The 21389-nt window shown below is 47.7% G+C and carries 17 protein-coding genes and 1 pseudogene; 15 read left to right on the plus strand and 3 right to left on the minus strand.

What is annotated here, in order from left to right; genetic code table 11:
- Nucleotides 1-9: 9 nt before the first annotated feature.
- The 5 genes from kduD to CS562_RS25585 all read left to right on the plus strand — a co-directional run bounded on the left by kduD (nt 10) and on the right by CS562_RS25585 (nt 6568).
- A complete protein-coding gene (gene kduD / locus CS562_RS25565; RefSeq protein WP_053779016.1) occupies nt 10-762 on the plus strand; it encodes a 2-dehydro-3-deoxy-D-gluconate 5-dehydrogenase KduD in 753 nt (250 codons plus the stop codon).
- 36 nt (nt 763-798) lie between these two features.
- Nucleotides 799-1644 carry a sugar phosphate isomerase/epimerase family protein gene (locus CS562_RS25570; RefSeq protein ID WP_099858558.1) on the plus strand — a complete coding sequence of 282 codons (846 nt, stop codon included), beginning with the start codon at nt 799-801 and terminating at the stop codon, nt 1642-1644.
- A gap of 247 nt (nt 1645-1891) precedes the next feature.
- Nucleotides 1892-3199, plus strand: coding sequence for a homocysteine synthase (locus CS562_RS25575; RefSeq protein ID WP_076291235.1), 1308 nt, complete (start codon nt 1892-1894; stop codon nt 3197-3199).
- Between the two features lie 360 nt (nt 3200-3559).
- Entirely contained in the window at nt 3560-5572 is a 2013-nt protein-coding gene (locus tag CS562_RS25580; RefSeq protein ID WP_099858559.1) for a heavy metal translocating P-type ATPase, read from the plus strand.
- A gap of 180 nt (nt 5573-5752) precedes the next feature.
- Complete coding sequence (locus tag CS562_RS25585) at nt 5753-6568, plus strand: alpha/beta fold hydrolase (protein ID WP_099858560.1); 816 nt, start codon at nt 5753-5755, stop codon at nt 6566-6568.
- A 155-nt stretch (nt 6569-6723) separates the two neighbouring features.
- Here CS562_RS25585 and CS562_RS25590 read toward each other — a convergent pair whose 3' ends face one another.
- Nucleotides 6724-7455, minus strand: coding sequence for a ZIP family metal transporter (locus CS562_RS25590; RefSeq protein ID WP_053779008.1), 732 nt, complete (start codon nt 7453-7455; stop codon nt 6724-6726).
- A gap of 253 nt (nt 7456-7708) precedes the next feature.
- On the opposite strand from CS562_RS25590, the gene trxB reads away from it, so the two are divergent.
- From trxB to CS562_RS25605, 3 genes are all read left to right on the plus strand, one after another.
- Nucleotides 7709-8650: a thioredoxin-disulfide reductase gene (gene trxB / locus CS562_RS25595; RefSeq protein WP_076291238.1), complete on the plus strand. Its 942-nt coding sequence runs from the start codon at nt 7709-7711 to the stop codon at nt 8648-8650.
- Nucleotides 8651-8709: 59 nt separating this feature from the next.
- On the plus strand, nt 8710-8940 hold the full coding sequence (locus CS562_RS25600) for a glutaredoxin family protein (protein WP_024631391.1): 231 nt from the start codon (nt 8710-8712) through the stop codon (nt 8938-8940).
- Nucleotides 8941-9148: 208 nt separating this feature from the next.
- Nucleotides 9149-11134: an AraC family transcriptional regulator gene (locus CS562_RS25605; RefSeq protein ID WP_099858561.1), complete on the plus strand. Its 1986-nt coding sequence runs from the start codon at nt 9149-9151 to the stop codon at nt 11132-11134.
- 132 nt (nt 11135-11266) lie between these two features.
- Here CS562_RS25605 and CS562_RS25610 read toward each other — a convergent pair whose 3' ends face one another.
- Both CS562_RS25610 and CS562_RS25615 read right to left on the minus strand, forming a co-directional pair.
- Nucleotides 11267-11464 (minus strand): hypothetical protein, encoded by a 198-nt coding sequence (locus tag CS562_RS25610; RefSeq protein ID WP_053779005.1) that lies wholly within the window; start codon nt 11462-11464, stop codon nt 11267-11269.
- Nucleotides 11465-11609: 145 nt separating this feature from the next.
- Nucleotides 11610-12776, minus strand: coding sequence for an ROK family transcriptional regulator (locus CS562_RS25615; RefSeq protein WP_076291294.1), 1167 nt, complete (start codon nt 12774-12776; stop codon nt 11610-11612).
- 200 nt (nt 12777-12976) lie between these two features.
- On the opposite strand from CS562_RS25615, the gene xylA reads away from it, so the two are divergent.
- The 7 genes and pseudogenes from xylA (at nt 12977) to CS562_RS25645 (ending at nt 21234) form a co-directional block, all read left to right on the plus strand.
- Nucleotides 12977-14293 carry a xylose isomerase gene (gene xylA / locus CS562_RS25620; RefSeq protein ID WP_099858562.1) on the plus strand — a complete coding sequence of 439 codons (1317 nt, stop codon included), beginning with the start codon at nt 12977-12979 and terminating at the stop codon, nt 14291-14293.
- A gap of 477 nt (nt 14294-14770) precedes the next feature.
- Nucleotides 14771-16264 carry a xylulokinase gene (xylB, locus tag CS562_RS25625; protein ID WP_076291241.1) on the plus strand — a complete coding sequence of 498 codons (1494 nt, stop codon included), beginning with the start codon at nt 14771-14773 and terminating at the stop codon, nt 16262-16264.
- A 293-nt stretch (nt 16265-16557) separates the two neighbouring features.
- Nucleotides 16558-17274, plus strand: a complete 717-nt coding sequence (locus CS562_RS25630; RefSeq protein ID WP_257219602.1) for a glycosyltransferase family 2 protein — start codon at nt 16558-16560, stop codon at nt 17272-17274.
- Nucleotides 17240-17758 (plus strand): annotated as a pseudogene (locus CS562_RS33850) (hypothetical protein); the annotation flags it as partial. The gene CS562_RS25630 and the pseudogene CS562_RS33850, both read left to right, overlap by 35 nt.
- A gap of 429 nt (nt 17759-18187) precedes the next feature.
- Nucleotides 18188-19258, plus strand: coding sequence for a glycosyltransferase (locus CS562_RS33855; protein ID WP_180287221.1), 1071 nt, complete (start codon nt 18188-18190; stop codon nt 19256-19258).
- A gap of 235 nt (nt 19259-19493) precedes the next feature.
- Nucleotides 19494-20126, plus strand: a complete 633-nt coding sequence (locus CS562_RS25640) for a bifunctional 4-hydroxy-2-oxoglutarate aldolase/2-dehydro-3-deoxy-phosphogluconate aldolase (RefSeq protein ID WP_076291243.1) — start codon at nt 19494-19496, stop codon at nt 20124-20126.
- 157 nt (nt 20127-20283) lie between these two features.
- Nucleotides 20284-21234: an alpha/beta hydrolase gene (locus tag CS562_RS25645; RefSeq protein WP_257219604.1), complete on the plus strand. Its 951-nt coding sequence runs from the start codon at nt 20284-20286 to the stop codon at nt 21232-21234.
- The last annotated feature ends 155 nt before the right edge of the window (nt 21235-21389 follow it).

Here is a 21389-nt window from a genome sequence, read left to right on the forward strand (position 1 = left end):
GAATCATTCATGAACCCATTTGATTTAAGCGGACAAGTTGCACTAGTCACTGGTACATCAGGAGGTCTGGGGCAAGGAATGGCGATTGGCCTTGCTGAAGCCGGGGCAGATGTTGTGCTGGTGTCTTACTCCAATCCATCGGAAACAGCGCGTGCCATTGAGGCTCTAGGACGCAAAGCGTATGTAATTGAAGCTGATTTAAGCCGTGAGGACGAATTGACCGGGGTGTTTGAAAAGGCATTAGCTTTTCAAGGGAGAATTGATATTCTTGTTAACAATGCGGGAATTATCCGTCGTACACCTGCAGCCGATCACGGTCAGCAGGACTGGCACGATGTCATAGGTCTAAACCTGAACACGGTATTTTTCCTGAGCCAGTTGGCCGGCAGACATATGATTGAACGGGGAAGTGGCAAGATCATAAACATTGCCTCCATGCTGTCTTATCAGGGCGGAATTAACGTACCGGGATACACGGCCAGTAAACATGGGGTTGCCGGTTTAACGAAAGCACTCGCAAATGAATGGGCAGGCAAAGGTGTTCAAATCAACGGGATTGCACCAGGCTATATGGAAACAGACAATACGACTCAGATTCGCGCCGATGAAAATCGGTACCGTGACATCACGGCACGAATTCCGGCTGGACGCTGGGGAACACCTGAGGATCTGAAAGGTCCGGTTGTTTTCCTGGCATCGGCGGCTTCGGATTATTTGAATGGTCACGTACTGAATGTGGATGGCGGCTGGATGGCTCGTTAACGCTGTCAGCGATCAGATTGCAAAGGAGACAGTGACATGAAACTTGGTATTCTTGCGCATACGTTTGGTAAACAGCCTACAGCACAGCTTGCACAGACCATCGCAGATAACGGATTTAATTCTGTCCAGCTGGCATTAGCCAAGGCCTTGTCGGATGTGGATTCGGCCAATGGCAAGCTGAGCCCTGGACTGGCGAACGAGATCGGAGATCAATTTGCACAGCGTGGAGTCAAGATTGCGGTACTGGGTTGCTACATTAACCCGATTGATCCTGATCCTGTGGCCCGTCGTGCAGACATTGAACGATTTAAGGAGCATCTGCGTTATGCCCGGGATTTCGGTTGCAGCATGGTGGCAACGGAGACTGGGGGCCTGGATACGTATCGCGACTCTCATCCGGACGGATATGAAGAAAAGGCATGGACGGTGCTGCGAGAGACGGTAGAGGAACTGGCTGAAGAGGCGGAAAAGTGGGGCGTTCATGCGGCGATTGAGCCTGTATCTACTCATACGCTTCATACACGTGAACATATGATCCGTCTGTTTGAAGAAATTCCTTCATCCAATCTGGGCATGCTGTTCGATCCTTGTAATCTGATCAAACAGCCGCATGTGGCTGACCAGTCTGCATTCCTGCGTGAGGTGATGGAAACGCTGTATCAGCGCATCATTGTCATTCATGCCAAAGATGTGGCTTTCAATGCGCAGGGTGAGAAGTTCAATCCGGTGCCGGGTGTGGGCATTCTGGATTATCCGTTATTTTTTGAACTATTGAAAACCTATAAACCACATATCGATATTTCACTAGAAGGGGTAACGGCGGAAGAAGCTGTCCCGGCGGCCAAGCATTTACGTGAGATTTGGAGTGGCGTTCGGGTATAAACGGTACAAATTCGCGCAGAAGTTCAGCAGGTAATGGTTGCAAAAAAATCCTTAAAACCTTTGCTCCCGCAAAGGTTTTTTTGGTGTAGCAGTCTTCATCATACATATTTAATATTTCTCATCGGAAAAATCGGAAATATTTCTTTTCAAAAGCGACATCTTGTGAGAGAATATGGAAAACATACGCCACCATGTCATGACATCTAGGGATTTGCCAAACGTATAAGTTAAGGGAGGAAACAGATTTATGTCAAACGAACGTGAGCTTTCATTTGAAACATTGGCAATTCATGCCGGCCAGGAGATTGATCCGACTACCCATGCACGTGCAGTACCGTTGTACCAAACAACATCCTACGGATTCCGTGATACGGAGCATGCAGCCAATCTGTTTGGATTGAAAGAGTTTGGCAATATCTATACACGTCTGATGAATCCGACCACGGATGTGTTCGAACAACGTATTGCTGCACTTGAGGGAGGCGCTGGTGCTCTGGCTACCGCTTCCGGTCAGGCAGCGATTACGTTCTCCCTCTTAAACATCGCAGGTGCGGGAGATGAGATTGTTTCCGCAGCGAGTCTGTATGGAGGAACGTACAATCTGTTCTCAACCACACTACCGAAACTTGGCTTAGATGTAAAGTTTGTAGATTCCAGTGATCCTGAAAATTTCCGGGCGGCGATTACGGACAAAACAAAAGCATTGTACGCTGAAACGATTGGTAATCCGCAAGGCAACGTACTGGATATTGAAGCTGTGGCAGCTATCGCCCATGAACATGGCATTCCTTTGATTGTAGACAATACATTCCCAAGTCCATATCTGCTTCGTCCAATCGAACATGGAGCTGATATTGTCGTTCATTCGGCTACCAAATTTATTGGCGGTCACGGTACTTCCATTGGTGGAGTTATTGTGGACAGCGGTAAATTCGACTGGAAAGCAAGTGGCAAGTTCCCGGGACTGACAGAGCCGGATTCCAGCTATCATGGTGTTGTATATACGGAAGCGGTTGGGCCGATTGCTTATATTATCAAAGCTCGTGTACAATTGCTGCGCGACTTGGGTGCTACGATCTCACCTTTCAATTCATGGTTGCTCATTCAAGGACTGGAGACACTGCATCTGCGTGTTGAACGTCATAGCAGCAACGCACTGGCTGTGGCGCAATATCTGGAGAAACATGAGGATGTGGAATGGGTAAGCTACGCAGGTTTGCCGAGTCACCCTTCCTATGAACTGGCACAGAAGTATTTGCCGAAAGGCCAGGGAGCTATTCTGACCTTTGGTATCAAGGGCGGCGTGGATGCAGGACGCAAACTGATTGAAAATGTGAAGCTGTTCTCCCACCTTGCCAACGTAGGTGACTCCAAGTCACTGATCATTCATCCGGCAAGTACGACGCACCAACAGCTGACAGAAGATGAGCAAACCGCAGCAGGCGTTAACCCTGAGCTGATTCGTTTATCTGTAGGCACAGAGAATATTCAGGATATCCTCTACGATCTAGAGCAAGCCATTAAAGCTAGCCAGCAATCAAGCGTTAGTGTTTAATTCATAACGTTAATAAATTTAATTCACACGAGCCGCTTGTCCTTATGGACGAGTGGCTTTTTTTATTTTACATCGGCTAAGGTGAAAAACCCATTTACAAATACAGAGCACAGGCATATAATAAAGCAAAAGTTGTATTGGGTAAAAATAATTGCATAAGTACAAAAATGATTATCATTCTCATTCAAAATGATTTGAAAATCATTCAATAACCATGCTGCTGCGGGATTCCCGCAGCAGCATGTGTCATTTTTAGGGTATTAACAATGGCTCTCATTCTCAATACGACTTCAATACAGGGGACATGGATGCAGCAAAGTGCAATCCACAACCCGACAATCAGAAAGGATTGTGATTCATATGCAAGCGATACACCAACCCATTCAAACCCAGGCCAAAGCTGAACAGCGTTCAGCCAATACACCTGGCCCAGGCCGGGGGCGCAAACCAGACTTTCGGGCTATGTTGCGCAACAAAGAAATGCAAGCTGCTCTGGGCAGTGGACTTTTGATGCTTATTGCCTGGGCGACGGCATCATGGTCTAACCCGTTATCCGTACTACTATATATTGTTGCTTATGCCATAGGTGGATGGACCAAGGCTAAAGAAGGCATTGAGACACTGGTCAAGGATCGTGATCTCGATGTGAATCTGCTCATGATTGCAGCAGCGTTGGGAGCGGCAGCCATCGGCTACTGGAATGAAGGCGCCATGCTGATCTTTATTTTTGCGTTAAGTGGTGCACTGGAAAGCTATGCAACGGAGCGCAGTCACAAGGATATTTCATCACTGCTGGCGCTCAAACCGGAAACGGCGCTGCGTATTGAGGACGGGAAGATGAATCGTGTATCCATCGATGATTTGCAGCCTGGGGATCTGTTGCTGGTGAAACCGGGCGAACTGGTTCCGGCGGATGGTGTCGTGTACCGAGGCAGCTCTTTTATCAATCAGGCCTCGATTACAGGTGAATCCTTACCTGTAGACAAAATTGCTGGTGACGACGTATTTGCAGGTACTGTGAACGGCGAAGGTGCCCTATATGTGGAGGTGACCAAATCCGCTGAAGGATCGTTGTTTGGCAAAATCATTAAACTGGTGGAAGAAGCGCAGACGGAAGTGCCGGATTCCCAACGCTTTATTGAGCGATTCGAGGGGATATATGCCCGTATTGTTGTCGCCGTAACGGTGCTGGTTATTGCCGGAACACCGCTATTGCTTGGTTGGACGTGGAACGAGGCGTTTTACAAAGCAATGGTCTTTCTGGTTGTAGCTTCACCTTGTGCCCTGGTTTCTTCCATTATGCCGGTCATGTTATCAGCAATGTCCAGCAGTGCTCGCCGCGGTATTCTCTTCAAGGGTGGCGCTCATGTGGAGAATATGGCCCAGACTCGGGTGGTTGCTTTTGATAAAACAGGGACATTGACGATGGGTACACCACAGGTGACCGATATTATAACGGCAGACGGATATGACCGGACACAGTTGTTGGGGGCGGTAGCCGCCATTGAGAACCTTTCGGTGCACCCGCTGGCTCGGGCCATTGTGGAGCAGGCAAGCAAGGAGGACATCAACCTCCCGATTGCTGAACAGGTTCAAGCTCTGACAGGCTGGGGGATTGAGGGGAAAGTAGACGGCGTTCTCTGGAAAATTGGCAAAACGGATGAATTGGATACGCATCATATCAGTGAGGTAAATAACGCAAATGATATAGAGAAGCAATTGGATGTTTCTGATATGAATGATCTTGCTGTGTGGCATGGCATACGTGCCCAACTTGAGGGAGAAGGCAAAACCGTGTCTGCCATAACAGCGAACGGGGAGATGGCCGGACTGATCGCGATGAGGGACACTGTGCGCCCACAAGCGGCCTCAGCGGTGAAAAGGCTGGAAGCGATGGGTCTGAAAGTGGCTATGCTGACAGGTGATCGTCCCGAATCGGCAGCAGTGATCGCCCGTGAGACAGGTGTGAGCCTGGTATACGCAGGTTTGTTACCCGAAGATAAAGTGAAGCAGGTGCATCTACTTCGCGAACAGTATGGGCAAGTGTTGATGGTTGGGGATGGTGTGAATGATGCGCCTGCACTTGCAGCGGCAACGGTTGGCATGGGTATGGGGGGATCAGGTAGCGGCACTGCACTGGAAGTAGCAGACGTTGTACTGATGAATGACAATATTGAAGAAATCGCCTGGGTGATCAGGCAGGCTCGCCGGGCCCAGCGGACGGTGAAGCAGAATATGTTTTTTGCCATCACGGTAATTCTGGCTTTAATCGCGGGCAACTTCCTTCAAGATGTTGCGTTACCATTGGGCGTGGTAGGCCATGAAGGCAGCACGATCCTGGTTATTCTGAATGGACTAAGACTGCTGCGATAACTAAATTCATTTGAAAAAGCCGGCGTTTGAACCTTGGGTCAGCGGGTAATGAATCGAAGAGACGATTCCAGAGGAACATTCTACATGAAATATGACTAAGGGAACGTTGTTATTGGAACATTACCATGCAGTGCGGCAAACTGCCGCTGCAACGAGATGACAATAAGGGAGCTGTGAAAAATGGGACGTTACGTACAAGTGGAACCGAATGTGAGTGTATTTGTTGAAGATATTGGCCAGGGCACACCGGTTGTCTTTTTGCACGGCTGGCCAGTTAATTATAAAATGTTTGAATATCAATTAAATGTACTGCCGAATCATGGCATTCGTGCCATAGCAATAGATTTCAGAGGTTATGGCAAGTCGGATGCTCCGTCCACAGGTTATGACTACGACCGGATGGCGGACGATGTTCGTGCCGTGATTGATGATCTGGAGTTGACCGACGTGGTGCTTGCAGGCTTCTCCATGGGTGGAGCGATTGCCGTGCATTATATGGCCCGCCATGCGGGACATGGTGTATCCAAGCTGGCGCTATTGTCTGCCGCGGCACCAGTGTTCACGCAGCGTGAGGGTTATCCGTATGGCCTGACTCCAGCGCAGCTTACCGAGCAGATTATTGAGCCGATCTTCGCAGATCGTCCGAAGCTGCTGGAGACGTTTGGCGGCATGTTTTTCGCGAAGCAGCACAGCCAGTCGTTTATGGATTGGTTCCATGCACTCGGCATGGAGGCTTCATCTTACAGTACGATTAACAGTGCGATTGCCTTGCGAGATGAGGATCTGCGAGGTGACCTGAGTTCGATTCAGGTACCTACAGCCATTTTGCACGGGAAGAAGGATGAGATCTGTCCGTTTGAGTTTGCCGATGAGATGCATAAAGGCATTGCCGGTTCTCAATTGATTGCTTTTGAGGAGAGTGGTCATGGGGCATTCTATGATGAATTGGAAAAATTCAATGCCGAATTGATTCGATTCATCAAATCCGAATTGTGATCGTATAATGACCTTTACAGATCGTTCCAATTATTTCATTTAATCTTCATTTGTGAACAAAAAAAGAACCTGGAAGTTCAGCGATCCGCTGTCCTTTCAGGTTTTTTGCCGTCCATTCTTGTGTTCATGTGAGGGCTGTTCTTTGTTCTTTTCCATTAAAAGAGTTCAGTTAGACCAATCATCGTGATCAGTCCAAGCAGAAAGGAAACCGTTGCCGCCCGTGCATTGCCGTCGCCGTGGCTTTCGGGAATCAGTTCCTTGTACACGATGAACATCATCGCACCCGCTGCAAAGGCAAGACCGTATGGGACCAGACCAGAGACCAGACTACTGAGTGTGTAACCAATCATGGCTGTAACAATTTCAACTGCACCCGTCAGCGTGGCGATACCAAGCGCCTTGAAGCGACCGATGTTCTGATTGACCAGGAAGAGGGCCACCAGGAATCCTTCCGGCGCATTCTGCAATCCAATGGAGAAGGCAATCAGATTGCCAAGTCCTGCGTCACTGCTTGCGTAGCTGACACCTACCGATAGCCCTTCGGGCAGGTTATGCATGGTGATAGCTGCAATGATCATGAAGGCTTTGGCTTCAATTTTGAAAGGCATCTTCTCGGGATTTTCCAGATCCACATGGGGAATCTTCATCTCTAGCACAAGCAGAACCATGCTGCCCAGCATGATACCAAGGGCAAGTACGAACAAATTGGATTGCCCGAGTGCTTCCGGTATGAGATTGTACACCGAGGCAGAGGTCATGATGCCTGCTGCGTAAGCAAGCAAAATATCACGCAGGCGGTGTGTTACTTTGCGCATAAATAGAATAGGTATGGCCCCAAGGCCGGTAGACATGGCTGAGATAAAGCTGCCAATGAGTGCATCGTTCATGCTTCCATTTTCCCTCCTGATGAAGACTTCTTCATAATCGCTGCCGAGCATTGACACCGTACATAAAAGAGATCATAATGAACAACAGATTAGAATGATTATAAATTAGAATTCCGTTTCTGCATAGGTTAATTGTCATAACGGGCAGTTCATGTGGACATGATGTAGGCTTTCGTTCTAGTGTATGCAAAAGCCTTTGCTTTTGATGCCGGAGAGCCTGACCTTTTTGTAGAACCCGGGGGAGGAACTATACATGTATAAATCAATTATTATTGGAACAGGCCCTGCAGGGCTGACAGCAGCAATCTATCTGGCACGTGCCAACTTGAATCCACTCGTTATTGAAGGACCGCAACCTGGTGGTCAACTGACAACAACAACAGAAGTGGAGAACTTCCCAGGTTTCCCTGACGGCATTATGGGTCCTGAACTGATGGACAATATGCGCAAACAAGCAGAACGCTTCGGTGCAGAATTCCGTACAGGCTGGGTAAACAACATCGATATGAGCGAGCGTCCATTCAAAATTCAGGTTGAAGGCATGGGTGAACTCGTATCCGAAACCTTGATCCTGTCTACAGGCGCATCTGCTAAATACCTCGGTATTCCTGGAGAAGAAACGAATGTGGGCCGTGGTGTCAGCACATGTGCGACATGTGACGGATTCTTCTTCCGCAACAAAGAAATCATCGTTATTGGCGGTGGAGACTCCGCGCTGGAGGAGGCGAGCTTCCTGTCCCGTTTCGGTTCCAAAGTAACCTTGGTACACCGTCGTGAAGAACTGCGTGGTTCCAAAATCATGCAGGATCGTGCACGCAGCAACGAGAAAGTGGAGATGGCATTGAACCGTACCCCTCTTGAAGTGCTGGCTGGCGACAACGGCGTAACTGGATTGAAAGTACTGAACAACGAAACAGGTGAAGAAGAAATCATCCCTGCTAGCGGTGTATTCGTTGCAATTGGTCACACACCAAACACTGGATTCCTGGGCGGACAGATCACAACCGACGAACACGGTTATATTCTGACTACACCGGGCACATCCGAAACCAATATCCCAGGCGTATTCGCTTGTGGTGATGTACAGGATACTCGTTACAAACAAGCGATCACAGCTGCAGGTAGTGGATGTATGGCTGCAATGGATACAGAGAAATATATTGAGAGCTTGGAGCACAGCGCTGTAGTCCTGTAAGGAAGAGCTGTTTTGATCAATAGATTAGCTATAAAAAAAACAATATGAGGTGAATAAACATGGAAAACGTAATTGTATACACATCAACCAACTGCCCAAACTGCAAATCAGTAAAAAGCTTCTTGGCTGACAAAGGCATCTCTTATGAAGAGCGCAACATCGAGACAAGCGATGAGTTCGCACAACAAGTATGGGATATGGGCGTACGTGCCGTACCTCTGACTGTCATTGGTGAGCACCGTATTCTGGGTATGAACAAAACTCAATTCGCCAAAGCGCTGGACGCTTAATTTACCCTGTATAGGGTAAGTTCAAGTCACATGCAGCTATTCCGGTTCGCGCGAGCCGTTTGAATATATATTGGAGAAGCCTTAGTCCGAATCAGGACTGAGGCTTCTTTATTTGATTCAGATCTACTTCATTAATCTTCGAATTGTCCAATGAACAGAAGTGCGATATTCTTTTCTTAAGTCGTAAGCATTGAGGTGAACAGTCAGCATGATTATAGAACAACAGGAGCATTTTCGCTTCTGGGAACAGGCGAATATACGAGATATTCATGTTGAACATGCTCTTCTCGCAAAAGGGCAAAGAAAATTATTCACGATTCAGTCTAGCAGTTTTTTCTGTATTAGAAGAGGTAATTTGCTGGTACTGCTCAATCAAAAGCTCTATTCCATCAATCATTTTGAGATTATTCATGCTCCTCCCAAAAGCAGGTTTGAAGTTAACGCAGGTTCAGAGGGAGCGGAGTATATCGTGATTTCGTATAAAGCAGAATGGGTGCCAACGTACGGCGATGAACCGCTGTTATTAGACAAACACAGAAATCCAACCTATGTTACATACCGTGTGACACCAACTCAGCCGATGATGATATATGAAATTACAGATCGTATGCTGGAAATTCAGGAGCAGCAGGAGCATGGGCCTTCGGTGCCACTTCAACTCAAAGCATCATTCTACCAATGGGTTTATCACATGGTGCATGATTTTTATCTGCAGTCTCCGATTGTAAAAATAGCTAGTCCTGTTGAATTGGTCACACTTACTCTGGAATACATGTTGAAGAACTATGCGAAGCCTCATACGTTGGATTCTTTGGCTATAGTAATGCAACGTAGTCCGGGTCATCTCTCTAATTGTTTCAAACAAGTGCTGAATCGTGGACCGATTGACTGCCTAATCCGTTTGCGTATGCAAAAAGCGTGCAAGCTCTTAGTCGAAACAAAGCTTCCCTTACGGATTATTGCCTCTTCTATTGGGTATCAAGATGCATATTACTTCAGCAACGCCTTTAAAAAGTATATGGGAGTTTCCCCACAGAAGTACCGTAAGCAGATTGTAGAGGAAGATGTTACATCCTTAGCAGGAAGAAATCATATTGTTGGCTCTTTACCCCCATGTTATATTCCTTTATGTGATAATGATAATTATTATCAACACCTAGATGGAGGGTCTGACGATATGTTAAGAAATATAAAGAGAGTTCCGATAGCTTTGCTAATGGCTTTTGGGTTGCTGTTAAGTGCATGTAGTGGCGGTTCTTCGGGGAATACAGGGGCTGCAACTGGAGATGGAAGTACAGCTCAATCGGATGCACCATCTTCCCAAGTGAACAGTACAAGCGAAAATAATACAAATGAAAATACACAAGCGACGACACGTAAAGTGAATAGTTCCATGGGCGAGGTTGAAGTGCCTGCTAATCCGCAGCGTGTCGTAACAGATTTCTTCTTGGGTCATATTCTGGCCTTGGATGTAAAACCTGTAGGAAGTAATGGCGTATTCATGCAAAACCCTTATCTGGAGGGCAAGGTTTCCGGTATCGAGGATATTTCGGACAATCTTGAAGCAATAACTGCACTGAGCCCTGACCTGATCGTTACAGGCGATGCCAAAAGTTACGATGCTTATTCCAAAATCGCCCCAACCGTCTTTCTGGACAACTCAGCTCCGGTTCGTGATCAGGTTAAAGAGCTTGGCGTTATATTGGGAAAAGAGGCTGAAGCATCGGCATGGCTTACCGATTTTGAACAAAAGGTGACTTCGGCCAAGGAGCGTTTAAGCAGTATAATCAAAGAGGGGGAAACCGTTACTGTGTTTGACGGAGGCTTGAGCAAAGACATCACGCTTTATGGTAATGCGCATACGGGCAGAACGATCCATGGTGAATTGGACTTGCCTATGAACGAGAACGTGGAACGCAGCATTGATCCGAAAGTGGGCTGGGCTACGATCTCCAATGAGCTCGCCGAATCATATGCTGGTGATCACGTATTTATGGCCGTGAATGCCAAAGCGGAATCATACGACTATGCGAGCGATCCGGTGTGGGGAACGTTAGATGCGGTCAAAAACAATGAGTTATACGAAATTGACGGTTACAAATTCTATTTCTCGGATCCGATTTCTGTCATGGGACAAATTCAAGACATTGTGGAAATGATGGAAGAGCGCAATCAAGAGAACTCCAAAAGCTAGTGAGTATGATCCATTTAAATAGGTAATATGAAAAATCCCCTTTCACAGCTACAACAGAGCACATGTTTTCATGAACTCTTTTGTGGATGTAAAAGGGGATTTGACGTTAAAATTAAACATATTTTATCTTATCTAAAAAAATATACTCATAAAGGTCTGAAATACTACATACACCAGTACGCCTGACAGCATGTACATGAAACCAGCCTTCTTTTTGCTCTGAAACAATCGAAGTATGCCAAGGCTGAACAGCGGCGCAAGCACGATCAGGAACAGGAGTACGGTGACAAACATTTGCGCCGAGATATCTGAAGTATCCACGTAGGTCACGAATTTTCACTCCGTTTCGTCATCGGAATTAACACGGCGACATTCATGCCGCCATGACAAAAATCACATAACCCTATTATACCTCTGGATTTCTTTAACAAAAAGGGAGGAAATGGGGCGAAATGATGTCAATTTTCATCAGTTATTAGACGGACACTCTTATTTTACCTAGAAATTGGGAGATTGCTGAATAAGCGGCACCAACACGTGTGGACCGACTGCCTAGAGCAGCCCATTCAATCTGCAAACTGCGACGGTGATAGGGCAATGTACGCTCCTCTACCACTTGTTTCAGCGCCGTTTCAATCCATGGTCCTGCTTCAGAGAGAGGGCCGCCGATAATGATGCGTTCAGGATTGAAACTGTTGACGATATTAGTGATGCCAACCCCCAGTTTGCGGCCGATTTCTTGGTATAACTTCAATACATCTTCATGGCCTTGCTGTGCATAATCAATCAATTCCCGTGTCGTATGTGCCGGCAAAAGCAACTGATGATCCGGGTGCTCATAAGCTTTCTCTGAAGCATATAACTCCCAGCATCCACGATTACCACAGGAGCATGGTCTGCCTTCTGCTTCAATGGACATATGGCCGGTTTCTCCGGCATATCCCCAGGCTCCTTTGTACAGCTCGCCATCCACCATAATACCTGAACCGATCCCGATGCCTGCACTAATGTAAATCAGATGACGTACACCGATACCTGCACCAAAATTCAATTCTCCATGCGCACCTGCATTCGCTTCATTGTCGATCGTGACAGGTAACTCGAATACTTCTTCCAGCATGGCACGCAGGGGAACCTTCTCCCACCCCAAGTTGGGTGCAAAAAGCACCGTTCCTTCCTCGTCCACCATGCCCGGAACCCCGATTCCGATTCCAATTACCCCGTGAGGGGAGGGAGGGGCTGCATGAATCAGATCTTCTGCCGCAAGTTTCAACTGTTCAAATACAGAGGACACATCATGATGTTCCAGTTTCACAGCGTACTCTGTGATAATATGACCTTCCAGATCGGTGAGCACACCTTTTAAGTGGGTCACGCTGAGTTCCAAACCTACGGCATATCCCGATGTACCGCGAAACAGCAACATCAGAGGTTTACGTCCACCGCTGGATTCCCCAGGGCCAATTTCCTGCAAGAGTTCATCATTGATCAGATCGGCAACTAGATTGGATACCGTTGCTTTGTTCAGCCCTGTAATCTCGGATACCCGCGCACGGGAGAGGGGGGCATGACGCCGAATCGTATCCAGGACGATCGACTTGTTTATTTTTTTGACCAGCATCTGGTCTCCGGTAATTTTCATATCCATAAGGCACTCCTATTCTTCTATAAAAGGGTTCAGACCCGCAATCCGTAAACAAGCTATTCGACTATTATAGCGTAAACAAACGTGCAAAAAACATTTTTATTTTTACTTTGTTTAACCAATAGACAAAGTATAACCGATGTGTTAGGATAACGTTGTAAACGATTACTTTCAAAACTATTGAGGAGGCATTTTACATGGCCTATTTTGAATCCGTTAATAAAATTTCGTTCGAAGGTAAAGATTCCACGAATCCATTTGCTTTTAAACATTATAATCCGGAAGAAGTTGTAGCCGGCAAATCGATGGAAGAGCACTTCCGTTTCGGCATGGCTTACTGGCATACATTAACAGCGGGTGGTAGTGACCCGTTTGGTGCGGAGACTGCTGTTCGTTCTTGGGATAAATACTCCGGTCTGGACCTCGCGAAAGTACGCGTGGAAGCAGCATTTGAATTTTTGGAAAAAATGAATCTCCCGTTCTTCTGTTTCCACGATGTGGACATTGCACCAGAAGGCAACAGCCTGCGTGAGTTCTACAGCAACATCGATACGATCGTTGACCTGATTGAAGGCCACATGAAATCCAGCGGCAAAAAATTGCTTTGGAATACAGCGAACATGTTCTCCAACCCACGCTTTATGTTTGGTGCAGCTTCCACTTGCAACGCAGATGTGTACGCTCATGCTGCAGCGCAAATCAAGAAAGGTCTGGAAGTGGGTAACCGTCTAGGTGCAGAAAACTATGTGTTCTGGGGCGGTCGTGAAGGTTATGACACATTGCTCAACACAGACATGCAACTGGAGCAAGACAACATTGCCCGTATGTTCCACATGGCAGTAGACTACGCGAAGGAAATTGGCTTTGATGCACAATTCCTGATCGAGCCTAAACCGAAAGAGCCAACCAAACACCAATACGACTATGATGCAGCAACTTCTATTGCCTTCCTGCAAAAATACGGTTTGGACAAACACTTCAAACTGAACCTGGAAGCTAACCATGCTACACTGGCTGGTCACACATTCGATCACGAGATCCGCGTTGCCCGTACAAACGGCATGCTCGGTTCCCTCGATGCCAACCAAGGCGACATGCTGATCGGTTGGGATACAGATGAGTTCCCGGTTGATATGTACGATGCTACATTGACAATGTACGAAGTATTGAAAAACGGCGGTATTGGCCGTGGTGGTGTGAACTTTGACGCCAAAGTACGTCGTGGTTCCTTCGAAGCAGACGATCTGTTCCTGGCACACATCGCGGGTATGGATACGTATGCTAAAGGTCTGAAAGTAGCAGCGAAATTGATTGAAGATCGTGTATTCGATGACTTCATCGAAAAACGTTACAGCAGCTTCAGCGAAGGTATCGGTGCAGATGTGGTTGCAGGTAAAGCAACACTGGCTTCCCTTGCAGAGTACGCGCTGAACAACGAAAGCCCACGCAAAAACCAATCCGGACGTCAGGAATTGCTGAGAGCAAAACTCAACCAATACATCCTGGCTGACTAATACCGGGTCTCATCTGTGCAAGGCATGGCATGTGACGACCATGCCTGCCCTGTACAAGCTTGTACCACGGAACGCCTGAACAAGCATGACATTCGGACCGTTCCCGACTTTCCCCTGGGAAGGCGGGGACGGTTTTTTGATACCGAAATGGATTGAATTTCATGAGTATCAAGGTTTGCATGTCCATTACTAATGACAGATATATGTCGTTGGCACGATTTTCAGCTACAGAGACGAGTACGTTTTACTCGTTTCATATCCATGTGTGTTCATGATTAAGCATGCAGAACGGAGTGAGCAGAAAGGACCCGGAGGAAGCGAAACGGTCGCATTTATCCCCGGATTTCTCCCTTGTTAAAGGGATGAAGGAAATCCGGGGGTAACGGCGATCCAAGGGTTTTCTGATCACGGAGTGACTCTCATGTAAACTTGGACTCTTCGTGGATATAACCAGAGATAAATGAGAGGAGTTAACCCATGAGTTACGTAATTGGTGTCGATCTGGGAACAAGTGCAGTTAAAACTGTGCTGGTTAACCGTGAAGGGAAAGTGGCGTTTGAAGCTTCCGAGGCTTATCCGCTGTACCAACCCAAAGCTGGATACAGTGAGCAGAATCCGGAAGATTGGGTAGAGCAGACAATTGTTTCGCTGCGCAAATTGCTGGAGGTGTCCGGCGTACATCCTTCGGAGATCGAAGGACTGAGCTTCTCCGGACAGATGCATGGCTTGGTGCTGGTGAATGCCGAAGGTAAACCGCTGCGCAATGCCATTCTATGGAACGATACACGGACAACGGCTCAGTGCCGCCGCATTGAGAAAGTACTGGACGGGAAATTGTTAAGTATTGCCCGCAACCGTGCGCTCGAAGGTTTTACCCTGCCCAAAATCCTGTGGGTACAGGAGAACGAGCCGCAATTGCTGCAACAGGCAGCGCTGTTCCTGTTGCCGAAGGACTATGTGCGGTATCGCCTGACAGGTGATTATGCCATGGATTATTCGGATGCAGCGGGCACATTGCTGCTGGACGTTGCAGGCAAGCAGTGGAGCAAGGAAATCGCGGAAGCTTTTGAACTGCCAGTATCCTTGTGCCCACGTCTTGTGGAGTCATTTGAAGAAGTAGGCACATTGCTGCCTGAGATTGCGGATCAAACCGGACTTGCAGCCGCAACGAAAGTCTATGCAGGCGGTGCGGACAATGCTTGCGGAGCCATTGGCGCAGGCATTCTGAGTGAAGGACAGACGATGTGCAGCATCGGAACGTCCGGGGTAGTGCTTTCTTATGAAGAGCGTAAAGATCTCGATTTCGAAGGCAAAGTTCACTTTTTTAACCATGGCGAGAAAGATGCCTTCTATATTATGGGGGTAACGCTTGCGGCAGGATACAGCCTGTCCTGGTTTAAGGATACTTTTGCAGCTGACAAATCATTTGATGTGCTCTTGCAGGGCATTGATGCGATTCCAGCGGGAAGCAACGGGTTGTTGTTCACGCCTTATATCGTTGGCGAGCGTACACCGCACCCAGATGCGAACATTCGTGGCAGCTTTATCGGCATGGATGCGAGTCATAAGCTGGAGCATTTTGGACGTGCTGTGATGGAGGGCATTACGTTCTCGCTGCGCGAGTCCATTGATATTCTTCGTAACGCTGGCAAAACAGTCAACGAAGTCATCTCCATTGGCGGCGGTGCCAAAAATGAAGCTTGGCTGCAAATGCAGGCCGATGTCTTCAATGCAACCATTGTGAAATTGGAAAGTGAGCAAGGTCCAGCAATGGGCGCGGCGATGCTGGCAGCTTATGGCTGTGGCTGGTTCCCATCTTTGCAAGAATGTGCAGCAGCGTTCATTCGTCCTGCGAAATCTTATGCGCCTAACCCGGAAGCGGTTAAGGTGTATGACGGACTATTTGCACTGTATCAGGATGTGTACGGGCAAACACGCAGCCTGAATGACCGTCTGGCAGCATATCGTTGATTATTCAGACCTCTTTTATATCGATCTGAATAGGTTCATTAACAATTAAACCAATGAAATATTACATTAACGAGGCACCTGCGGAAGCGGGTGCCTTTTTTGTCGTTGTCCAAGAAAAGAAGAACATATCGTTTTTGAAGGTTCCTAAACGTCATGAAAGGTTTCCCTGCCAGACATAACCCTGTTCCAGACGCGCATAGATTAGATATTGAGGTTATCAGGGGTTCTGCCATTTTAATCATCCATAGCACATCAGTTATTACGCGTGACAGACTCAGCCTGGAGGTGGGGAGTTGGAAGATCGTGAAGCAACCACGAGGCCGCATGTCACCTTGTCCATGATTGTCCGCAATGAGGAGCACAGGTATCTCAGACAAGCGTTAGAGACTCACCGGCCGTGGATTGATCGTGCAGTAATCATTGACGACGGAAGTACAGACCATACCGTTGCTTTATGCCAGGAAATGCTGGAGGGAATTCCGCTTACGTTGATTGTGAACCCGACCTCCTTGTTTGCAGATGAGGTGAGTTTACGGAAGCAGCAGTGGGAGACAACAGTGGCTACCGGACCGGAATGGATTTTGAATCTGGACGCGGATGAAATTCTGACAACGGATTTTGGGACTGTTCGGAATCAACTGTTGGGTGGAGCGGAGGACGCCATTTATTTCAGGTTGTTTGATATGTGGAGCGATACACATTACCGGGAAGATCAATACTGGCAGGCTCATGCGTATTATCGGCCATTCCTGGTCCGATACAGACCGGAATGGAGCTATGAATGGAAGGAAACTCCGCAGCACTGCGGCCGTTTCCCGCTAACCATTCAGCATTTTGCCTATGGATGCCACTCGCCTCGGGTGAAGCATTATGGTTGGGCACGTGCAGAGGACCGAATTCGTAAATACGAGCGCTATCAGGCACTGGACCCGGATGCAAGATATGGCTGGAAGGAACAGTACGAATCCATTTTGGATGCAGAGCCCAGACTTTTGCAATGGTCGGAATAAGGGAAGGAGGACAATAGAATTGAAGAAGGAAAAAGAAAAAGGTAAAGAAGAGCCAAAGGAAAAGATTCTTATCGCAAGTCCTGTTCGGCAGACAGCCCCGGTACTACGTGAATTTCTCCAGTCCTTGGAATCGCTTGAGCGAACGACGGTGACGACAGACTATCTGTTTGTGGACGACAATGAAGAAGAAGCGGCATCCAATATGCTCCGTGAGTTTGTACTTCGGCATGAAGGCAGTCTTTTGGATGCCAATGTAGATGAAGCAGATACCAATCAGGGAAAAGGAGTATACAACAAGGACGAGGGTGGGCATTATTGGCGCGACGAACAGATCTGGCGGGTAGCCGGACTGAAAAATCGTATTTTGGCATATGCCCGTGACCAGAAATACGATGCCGTGTTCTTGATTGATTCCGATCTCGTCCTGCATCCACGGACATTGGAACAGCTCGTATCGAACAGGAAGGAGATCATCTCCAATATCTTCTGGACACGATGGCAGCCGGGCACAAGGGAAATGCCACAAGTCTGGTTGCAGGATGAGTACGCCCTGTTTCGCAAGGGAGGCAAACGCAACTCAGGGGAGGAAGCAGAGGACGAAGGTACACAAACGGATGCATTCCTGAGGCAATTGCGTACTCCGGGTTGTTATGAAGTGGGGGGACTGGGGGCGTGTACTCTTATTCGCAGGAATGTATTGGAGTCCGGGATTTCCTATGACCAGATTCCGAATGTATCGTTCTGGGGAGAAGATCGCCATTTTTGCATCCGTGCTCAGGCATTGGGGTTTCGTTTATATGTGGATACACATTTTCCGGCCTATCACATTTACCGACTATCGGAATTGCCGGGAGTGGCTGCTTTTAATCGCAGAGCCATACGCGGAGAGGAATCGATCAGTATTTCGCTGTGTATGATTGTGAAAAATGAAGAGGCTTCCCTTGCCAGATGTCTTGACTCGGTTAATGGGATCGCTGACGAGATCGTGATCGTAGATACGGGTTCGACGGACCAGACACGTCAGATCGCAGCCCGTTATACAGAACGCATCATCGATTTTGAGTGGGTGGATGATTTTGCGGCAGCACGGAACTTTGCCTTTGAACAAGCAACAAGTGAATATATATTATGGCTGGATGCAGATGATGTATTTGAACCGGATGACCGGGTGAAGTTCATTGAACTAAAGCGTTCCCTGGATCCTGCTGTGGACAGTGTCACGATGGATTATCATCTGTCGTTTACAGCGGAAGGAAAAGTGGCATATAGTCTGAGACGGAACCGACTGGTGCGCCGGGATCGGAATTATCGCTGGATTGGTGCCGTGCATGAATATCTTGAAGTGGCCGGTCATTTGCTGCATAGTGATGTGGCAGTCACGCATAAGAAAGATAAGGAATACACGGATCGCAATCTAAAGATTTATCGCAAACGCGAACAGGCAGGGGAGGAATTCTCTCCGCGTGATTTATATTATTTTGGCAATGAATTGAAAGACCACGGGCATCTTGAAGATGCAGTGCATTACTATGGAAAATTTTTGGATACTGGGCTGGGATGGGTGGAAGATCAGATTGCGGCATGCCAGAAAATAGCTGATTGCGAGGCAGCACTTGAACATTCCGAAAAGGAAGTCTCGGCATTGCTGAGATCCTTTGCCTTTGATTTACCGAGGGCAGAGATCTGCTGCCGATTGGGTGGATATTTTGCTGACCGTGCCGATTACCGCAAAGCCTTATACTGGTATGAACAGGCGACCCGCGCCGTACGACCAACTGATCCGATGGTCGTATTGAACGAAGCTGCATGGACATGGATGCCGCATTTACAATTGTGTGTGTGTTATGACCGGATGGGCAATCGGGCCAAAGCCAAAGAGCACAATGACATTGCTTTGATGTACCATCCGACACATCCCAGCATGTTGTATAATGATAAGTATTTTAAGGATCTGGAGAAGGATAATGTGCTAGAAAATGCTTAGAATAAACCTCTCTAATGGAACAAAGAGGATGAATAATCCCTTTTTCTATGGAGAGGTTTTTTGTGTTCCTATTTAACTTTATACCGGAGATATTGGTGCACACACTCTCACAAGAAATTGGATCAAAAGATTTCATCCAGGGGACGATATGCTTTACAATAGTGACTAACGGAAAAGCGGTGATAACGAATACTTGTCCTCGGCTGCCGAATCTATGAAACAAGGGGAAGTTGGCATGAATCTGACGGAAGTATTATTGGAATCGAGACTGGTGGCTATTGTTCGTGGTATTAGCCGGGAATCTGCTCAGGCAGCAGGGCAGGGAATGACCGATGGTGGAATCCGACTGATGGAAGTGACACTTAACACACCTGGAGCACATGATATTATTGCAGACTGGCGCGAACGGCATGAGGGTAAGGCTTATATCGGGGCAGGCACGGTACTGAATGTGCAGATGGCCAAAGAAGCCGTTGCAGCAGGTGCTCAATTTCTCGTGTCTCCGAATGTCGATCTGTCTGTTATTGAATATGCTGTAGAACATGGAGTGGAGATCTGGCCCGGTGCGATGACTCCAACGGAGATTGTGGCTGCCTATGAAGCAGGAGCAAAAGCGGTGAAGCTGTTTCCAATGGCGAGTATGGGTATTCCGTATTTACGTGAAATCAAGGCTCCATTGAATCATATTCCACTGCTTGCAACAGGAGGAGCCACGCTGGATAACATTGCAGATTATTATGCTGCTGGTGCGGCGGCAGTGGGCCTTGGAAGTGCACTTTTGCCACGAGAAGCACTTGCGGCAGGGAACGATGAGCAGATCGCTGCTTGCACTCGTGCATTTGTGGAAATAGCGAAAATCGAGGGTTGAACATTGAAGCTAACGGAAGTGGACTAGACACATCAGGGTATATATATGAAGAGCTTCTGAACCACTAGATAATATAAGAAGTGATGTGGATTAACGTCCGGTTAACCTTGCTGTCGTATGATGGAGTTAGACCAGAAAACGGAGAGGAGTGACACCAGTGAAAGCTAAAACGATGATTGGCGGGATGATTGCTGTTGCCGCGGTAACTGCGGGTGGTTTATGGAAGGCAGCTGTGAAGAGTCAAACCCCCAAAAAGGTTCCGATTACGCTCACACCGCCCATGCCATTTGAGGATATAACCTTCGAGAGTGGAGGGGGGCGAGTGCATGGCTGGTTCATTCCGGCTGGAGCTCATCTCCCGAAGCCTTGGCCGTTGGTTATTATTGCACATGGCTGGGGCTCCAACCGATCCCGTGTCCTCCGTTATGCACGTCCCATTTGGGAAGCGGGTTACGCCCTCTTTATGTACGATGTTCGAAGCCATGGAGCCAGTGACCCAGTTAAAGCGGCTTCAGCTTACCTGTTCCGCGATGATCTGCTGTCTGCATTGCAATATACGTCATCACGCCCGGAAATTGATCCTGCTGCAATCGGTGTGCTTGGGCATTCCTTGGGTGGGCTAGGCACGATCCTCGCTGTAACGGAGGGCATTCCTGTATCAGCGGTGATCACGGACTCCATGCCATCCCAATTCGAGGTTATCGTCAGTTCGGAGCTGAGACGGCGCCGTCTGCCTTTGTTTCCACTGGCCCAGCTGATTCCGCGAATCTGGTTCTGGCGGCTTGGAGAATCTCTGAAAACGTATCGACAGCGTGATCCAGTCATGCTGCTGAATGAACGGCGCAAGGGAATGCAGCTACCCATGCTTATGGTACATTCCAAAGGTGATAACTTTATTCCACCAAGCGAACTTGAATATTTTATGTCCAAAGCGGATCCGCCCGTGGAGCATCTATGGGTCAATAGTGGAGGCCATAGCTGTTCAGAAGAAGATCCTGCGTTCTGGAATACGGTGATTCCTTTTTTGAAAACACATGTAAAGGTGCAGGCTCAGTCCAATGAATCTGTTATGCCGAACGTCAATATAGAGAAAATTCAGCCCACTTGATGCTCAGGCTGATCGTCGAAACGCCAACCCAGTTGGCGTTTTTTTGCTGTTTCTATAAAATATGCAGAAATTCACATTTGTAAAATTGTTGGGAAAATGACGATTAAAAAGGAAGCTTATGGTATCATAGAATAGACTGGCAATATTCATGCGAG

It is taken from the genome of Paenibacillus sp. LK1, from assembly GCF_002750415.1.
Taxonomy (GTDB): domain Bacteria; phylum Bacillota; class Bacilli; order Paenibacillales; family Paenibacillaceae; genus Paenibacillus; species Paenibacillus taichungensis.

What these genes read in the sequence shown, in the direction of transcription:
- kduD (WP_053779016.1), top strand. Translation starts at nt 10, where the DNA reads ATGAACCCATTTGATTTAAGCGGACAAGTTGCACTAGTCACTGGTACA.
- CS562_RS25570 (WP_099858558.1), top strand. Translation starts at nt 799, where the DNA reads ATGAAACTTGGTATTCTTGCGCATACGTTTGGTAAACAGCCTACAGCA.
- CS562_RS25575 (WP_076291235.1), top strand. Translation starts at nt 1,892, where the DNA reads ATGTCAAACGAACGTGAGCTTTCATTTGAAACATTGGCAATTCATGCC.
- CS562_RS25580 (WP_099858559.1), top strand. Translation starts at nt 3,560, where the DNA reads ATGCAAGCGATACACCAACCCATTCAAACCCAGGCCAAAGCTGAACAG.
- CS562_RS25585 (WP_099858560.1), top strand. Translation starts at nt 5,753, where the DNA reads ATGGGACGTTACGTACAAGTGGAACCGAATGTGAGTGTATTTGTTGAA.
- CS562_RS25590 (WP_053779008.1), bottom strand. Translation starts at nt 7,455, where the DNA reads ATGAACGATGCACTCATTGGCAGCTTTATCTCAGCCATGTCTACCGGC.
- trxB (WP_076291238.1), top strand. Translation starts at nt 7,709, where the DNA reads ATGTATAAATCAATTATTATTGGAACAGGCCCTGCAGGGCTGACAGCA.
- CS562_RS25600 (WP_024631391.1), top strand. Translation starts at nt 8,710, where the DNA reads ATGGAAAACGTAATTGTATACACATCAACCAACTGCCCAAACTGCAAA.
- CS562_RS25605 (WP_099858561.1), top strand. Translation starts at nt 9,149, where the DNA reads ATGATTATAGAACAACAGGAGCATTTTCGCTTCTGGGAACAGGCGAAT.
- CS562_RS25615 (WP_076291294.1), bottom strand. Translation starts at nt 12,776, where the DNA reads ATGAAAATTACCGGAGACCAGATGCTGGTCAAAAAAATAAACAAGTCG.
- xylA (WP_099858562.1), top strand. Translation starts at nt 12,977, where the DNA reads ATGGCCTATTTTGAATCCGTTAATAAAATTTCGTTCGAAGGTAAAGAT.
- xylB (WP_076291241.1), top strand. Translation starts at nt 14,771, where the DNA reads ATGAGTTACGTAATTGGTGTCGATCTGGGAACAAGTGCAGTTAAAACT.
- CS562_RS33855 (WP_180287221.1), top strand. Translation starts at nt 18,188, where the DNA reads ATGATTGTGAAAAATGAAGAGGCTTCCCTTGCCAGATGTCTTGACTCG.
- CS562_RS25640 (WP_076291243.1), top strand. Translation starts at nt 19,494, where the DNA reads ATGAATCTGACGGAAGTATTATTGGAATCGAGACTGGTGGCTATTGTT.